The following is a 3,237-nucleotide window of genomic DNA, read 5'->3' on the forward strand; positions in this document are numbered from 1 at the left end:
GGGCATCACCCTAGAAGACGGTGCCGAAGGCACCCGCTGGGCGCTTGCGGATGGCGGCTCCCGCGCATCCGCCCGGCACCCGGACCAAGAATTGCTCGGGGCACAGCCCGAGATGAAGGAGTGACACATGGCCGGCAGTAAGCCCGGGCGCCCGGGCGCCAGCAGAGGCAAGAAAGGCCCCCTCAAGGGCACGGGCGGCAAGAACAAGCGCTCGTTGGAGGGTCGCGGACCCACCCCGAAGGCCGAGGACCGCGCCTGGCATCCCGCAGGCAAGCGGAAGGCGGCACAGGAGCGGTATGCGGCCGCCGGCGGCAAGGGCAAGCCCGCCGGCCAGGCGCAGTCGCGACCGCGTGCGGCGAAGAAGGACGACGACACCGAGGTGGTGACCGGGCGCAACTCGGTGTTGGAGGCGCTTCGGGCGAAGATCCCCGCGACCGCGTTCTACATCGCCCAGCGCGTCGAGATGGATGATCGCGTGAAGGAGATGCTGTCGATCGCGACCCACCGCGAGATCCCCGTCATGGAGGTCACGCGCCCCGAGTTGGATCGGATGGCCGGGTTCGACGGCGTCCACCAGGGCGTCGCGCTGAAGGTGCCGCCGTACGAGTACGCCCACCCGCAGGATCTGCTCGAGAAGGTGATCGAGCGCGGGCAGACCCCGCTGTTCGTCGCGCTGGACGGAGTGACCGACCCGCGCAACCTCGGCGCGATCATCCGCTCGACGGGCGCGTTCGGCGGGCACGGCGTGATCCTGCCGCAACGTCGTTCGGCCAGCGTCAACAGCGCCGCCTGGAAGACCAGCGCGGGAGCGGCCGCCCGCATCCCGGTGGCGATCGCACCGAACCTGACATCCACGCTGAAGGACTTCAAGAAGCAGGGTGTGTTCGTCCTCGGGCTGGACGGGGGAGGGGACGTGTCGCTGCCGGCCCTCCAACTCGCCGATCGACCCGTGGTGATCGTCGTCGGATCCGAGGGCAAGGGGCTCTCGCGCCTGGTCAGCGAGACCTGCGACCAGATCGTCTCCATTCCGATCGATGCGGCCACCGAGTCGCTGAACGCCGGCATCGCGGCATCCGTCGCCCTGTACCAGGTCTCGACGCTGCGCACCCGCAAAGATTCATCGCTGCTGTAGCGCTTCGTAATCTGTTGGCGGGGGCGGGGAATGAACCGGCCCGCACCTGCCTTTCAACCGTCGACCCCATCGAGAGGACCAGCATGACCCGTATCGCCGTCATCGGAGGAACCGGCTATGCCGGCAGCCACATCGTCGCAGAGGCGGTGCGGCGCGGGCACACGGTGGTCTCCGTCGCCCGCAAGGTGCCCGCGGAGCGCATCGAGGGCGTGACCTACGTCGAGGGGACGATCCTGGACGCACCGGGTCTCGTCGCAGAGCTGCAGGGCGTCGAGGCCATCATCTCCGCGGTCAGCCCGCGCGGTGACATGGCCGGCACGGCGGTCGACGGCTTCCTCGAGCTTGCGAAGGAGCTCGAGGGCTCGGGTGTACGCCTGGGCGTGGTCGGCGGCACGGGATCGTCTTTGTCCGCGCCGGGCGGACCGCGCCTGATCGATGTGAACTTCCCCGAGGAGTATCGCGCCGAGGCGCAGACCGGTGTGGACATCCTCGAGGGCCTCGAGGCGACCGCGCCCAGTCTCGACTGGTTCATGATCCATCCGGCCGAGACGTTCGGCGTATGGAATCCCGGCGAGCGCACCGGCACGTATCGGGATGGCGGCGCTGTCGTCGTCCGCGACGAGGACGGCAACTCCAACATCTCGGGCGCCGACCTGGCGGTGGCCTTCATAGACGAGATCGAGACTCCGAAGCACCACCGCTCCCGCTTCACCGTCGGCTACTGACGAGAGCGCTTGACGCCGTTCGCTGACAAGCTCAGACGAGGTCGCGCCAGTCCACGCTGTCTGCCTCGTCGTCCTGGACGGGGATGTCGGCGGTGATGACGGGCAGCGCCATCGTCTCGGTGACGGGACCCATCATCAGCGTCGCCTCGTCGCGGCGATAGCGCAGCACGTCGTCGATGTAGCTCGCGATGGCCTCGGCGAGCGGCACCGACCGGCCACTGGCCTGCGACATGTACCACCGGTGCTCGAGCACCTGGTGGAAGACCTCGGCGGGTTCGAGCTTTGCCCGCAGCTCGAACGGGATGGACTTGATCACCGGTTCGAACACCCGTGTCAGCCACTCGTGAGCGACCATGTCCTCGTCGTCGCCGAGGCGTGAGATCCGGGCGCGGAACTCGTCGAGGTCGTTCAGCAGACGGCGCGCCTGATTCTCCTCGACGTCGAGCCCGGTCAGTCGCAGCAGGCGGCGTTGGTGGTGCCCGGCATCCACGACCTTGGGCTGGATCGAGACTCGCGTGCCGTCCGTCCGTGCCTGGATCGACATCTCGCCGATGTCGAACCCCAGTTCGTTGAGCCGCTGCACCCGCTCGGTGATGCGCCATGATTCGTTGGCGGCGAAGGTCTCCTGGTCGGTGAGCGCCGTCCACAGCGACCGGTACGACGACATGATGCCGTCCGCGATCGCGATCGCGTCGACACCGCCCTCGAGGCGTCCGCCTGCTTCGAGGTCCATGATCTCGCCGGCGATGTTCGTGCGCGCCACGTCCAGGTCGTGCGCGCGCTGACCTGCGGTGAGGCCGCTTTCATGCAGCTCCCCGGTCTCGGCGTCGACAAGGTACGCCGCGAACGCGCCCGCATCCCGCCGGAACAGCGTGTTCGACAGGGACACGTCGCCCCAGAAGAAGCCGACGTTGTGCAGGCGAACGAGCAGCACGGCCAGCGCGTCGACGAGGCGGTTGGCCGTGTCGGGGCGCAGCACCTGCGTGAACAGCGCGCGGTAGGGGAGTGAGAACTTCAGGTGCGCCGTGACGAGCGCGGCCGGCAGAGGCTTGCCGGCGGCATCCGTTCGGCCGGCGATGACGGCGACCCGCTCGACGCACGGGGCGTCGAGGCGGTCGAGGTTGCCGAGCATGTCGTATTCACGGCGGGCCATCTCCTCGGTCGTCTCCTTGATGGCGACGACCCTGCCGGAGAGGTTCGCGAACCGGACGAGGTGGCGGGAGAGGCCCTTGGGGAGGAACACGATGTAGCTGCTCGGCCACTCGGCCAGCGGCGTCGACCACGGCAGCGTCAGCAGACCCGGGTCGACCGAGCTCGCCGTGATGCTGAGTGACTCTGGCATCTGTCTCCGGTGAAATGGAAAACCGCGGCGCGGGGGGT

The 3,237-nt window shown here is 68.6% G+C and carries 3 protein-coding genes; 2 read left to right on the forward strand and 1 reads right to left on the reverse strand.

The window, feature by feature from the left end; translation table 11 throughout:
* Positions 1–127: 127 nt before the first annotated feature.
* Positions 128–1,132, forward strand: a complete 1,005-nt coding sequence (gene rlmB / locus VFX99_RS01435) for a 23S rRNA (guanosine(2251)-2'-O)-methyltransferase RlmB (protein ID WP_329664541.1) — start codon at positions 128–130, stop codon at positions 1,130–1,132.
* Positions 1,133–1,215: 83 nt separating this feature from the next.
* The gene (locus tag VFX99_RS01440; protein ID WP_329664542.1) at positions 1,216–1,857 is read left to right on the forward strand and encodes an NAD(P)-dependent oxidoreductase; all 642 of its coding nucleotides are present in this window, start codon (positions 1,216–1,218) and stop codon (positions 1,855–1,857) included.
* A 31-nt stretch (positions 1,858–1,888) separates the two neighbouring features.
* Here the strand turns inward: VFX99_RS01440 and VFX99_RS01445 are convergent, their stop codons facing one another.
* The gene (locus VFX99_RS01445) at positions 1,889–3,199 is read right to left on the reverse strand and encodes a DUF4032 domain-containing protein (RefSeq protein WP_329664543.1); all 1,311 of its coding nucleotides are present in this window, start codon (positions 3,197–3,199) and stop codon (positions 1,889–1,891) included.
* Positions 3,200–3,237: the final 38 nt, after the last annotated feature.

Source organism: Microbacterium sp. (assembly GCF_036277215.1).
GTDB lineage: Bacteria > Actinomycetota > Actinomycetes > Actinomycetales > Microbacteriaceae > Microbacterium.

Bases quoted from the DNA above. Each gene is read 5' to 3' on its own strand.
- rlmB (WP_329664541.1), top strand. From the start codon at position 128: ATGGCCGGCAGTAAGCCCGGGCGCCCGGGCGCCAGCAGAGGCAAGAAA.
- VFX99_RS01440 (WP_329664542.1), top strand. From the start codon at position 1,216: ATGACCCGTATCGCCGTCATCGGAGGAACCGGCTATGCCGGCAGCCAC.
- VFX99_RS01445 (WP_329664543.1), bottom strand. From the start codon at position 3,199: ATGCCAGAGTCACTCAGCATCACGGCGAGCTCGGTCGACCCGGGTCTG.